2 protein-coding genes are annotated in these 1,922 nt (G+C 50.7%); both read right to left on the reverse strand.

Annotation, left to right across the window (positions count from 1 at the left end; all coding sequences use genetic code 11):
- Positions 1-1,419: type I restriction endonuclease subunit R (locus JX325_RS15960; RefSeq protein WP_204792036.1), on the reverse strand; the 1,419-nt coding region annotated here is incomplete at its 3' end.
- Positions 1,420-1,438: 19 nt separating this feature from the next.
- Positions 1,439-1,759 (reverse strand): hypothetical protein, encoded by a 321-nt coding sequence (locus JX325_RS15965; protein WP_204792037.1) that lies wholly within the window; start codon positions 1,757-1,759, stop codon positions 1,439-1,441.
- Between the last annotated feature and the right edge of the window lie 163 nt (positions 1,760-1,922).

The following is a 1,922-nucleotide window of genomic DNA, read 5'->3' on the forward strand; positions in this document are numbered from 1 at the left end:
GTATTCACCGAACACTTCGCGGGTGCTGCGGTCCTTGGAGGAAACCGGCGTGCCGGTAAAACCAATGTATGTAGCGTTGGGCAGACTGTCCCGGATGATTCGGGCAGTCCCGACAACCGTTTTAGCTTCGATCTCCCCGTTATCCTTCCGCCGGGTAACCACCTTCTCTGTCAGGCCGTATTGCCCCCGGTGGGCCTCGTCCGCCATAACGATAATATTCCGGCGTTCGGAGAGCGGTTCGCCGCTCTCCTCAAATTTCTGCATAGTGGTAAAGATGATCCCGTTGGCCTGACGGTCCTTTAACCAGTCCTTCAAGCCAATTTCTATATGCTTCGGCGTTTCGCCCTGCCGCAGTTTCTCCTTATACTCGTCGCTCAGCTTGCGGCAGGTGGCTTGTACCGGCGTCTGCCGCAGAAAATCCCTGCATCGGGCAAACTGGCCGTAGAGTTGATCGTCCAGATCGTTCCGGTCGGTTATGACAACGATGGTTGGGCTCTCCAGTGCCTCTTGCAGATAGTGGGCGTAGAACACCATGGACAGGGATTTCCCGCTGCCCTGGGTATGCCAGAAAACGCCGCCCTTGCCGTCTGTGCGGGTGGCGCGGCGGGTGGATTCCACCGCCTTTTTAACGGCAAAATACTGATGATACCCGGCTAGAATTTTGAACGTGTTCTGACCGTCTGCATTGAAGCAGATAAAATTTTTGATAATGTCAAGAAAGCGTTCTTTCTCAAATAACCCTTTAAAAAATGTATCAAATTGGGCATACTGCGTATTCTCATAGCTGCCGTCCGTTGTCTTCCACTCCATATACCGGTCCTCACCGGAGGTGATCGTCCCGGCCCGGGAGTGGGTCATATCGCTCATGACGCAGACGGCGTTGTAGACGAACAGCGAAGGAATTTCGTGCATATAGTTCCTAAGCTGGCGGTAAGCGGCTGAGGCGTCCGTTTCCTCCCGAGAGGGGGCTTTCAGCTCCACGACAACAAGCGGCAGTCCGTTGACGAACAAAATCACGTCGGGCCGCTTTTCTGAGTTCTCTACCACCGTCCACTGGTTGGCGATAGTGAAATCGTTGTTGTTGGGATTTTTGTAGTCCACGAGGTAGACGAGGGTGGAGCGCTCCTCGCCGTTTACGAAATATTTCACCGGCACGCCGTTTTGCAGGTAGTCCATGAACACCAGGTTCTTTTGCAGCAGCGTCCCGCTCTCGAAGTTTTTCAGCTTGTAGGCCGCCTCGTTGAGCGCGTCCATGGGCAGGGCGGGGTTGACCCGCCGCAGGCAGGGGAGGAGAATGTCCTCATATAGCGGAAATCGGTAGTCCCGCGCCACGTCAGGGCCGTAGACGTAGGTGTAGCCGAGCTGCTCCTGAAAGAGTTGGAGGACGGCGTTTTCATAGTTGGATTCCGTATAGGCCATAAACTCACCTCGTTAAGGGCTATTGGTAATATCTCAAAATATTTTGAGCCAAATCCAATAGTAGACGCTCAATATCAAGAACACGTTGCATACCAGATACATTCCCCTGCGATGCGATACTTACTACCTGCATCTTTGCAGAAGAAATTATCGCTAACCCAGCATACCCTGATAATATGTCCAGAGTAGAATTTATATAATTCACCCATATGTTGAGCTCTGGTTGAGTAATCTCCCAACTCATTGGCTGTCCTGTATAGGAACGGAATTTTTTTGATGGAGAAGAATCGACTAACTTAATAATTGTATCGACCATCATTCGTTTGCCGCGATCATTCATTTTTGCTTGCCCCCACCATCCGACTTTTCCAAGATTTCACAAGCAACAGCACCCAAACTTTCTTTTCGCTTTTCTAGTTCATAGGATAAATCAAGTTCTTGCAATTGCTCCATTGTAGCTTTTGTTCCTCTTCTATGCAACTTGACACCTTTTCCTTCAATAT

Source organism: Oscillibacter sp. CU971, from assembly GCF_905219725.1.
Classification (GTDB): domain Bacteria; phylum Bacillota; class Clostridia; order Oscillospirales; family Oscillospiraceae; genus Oscillibacter.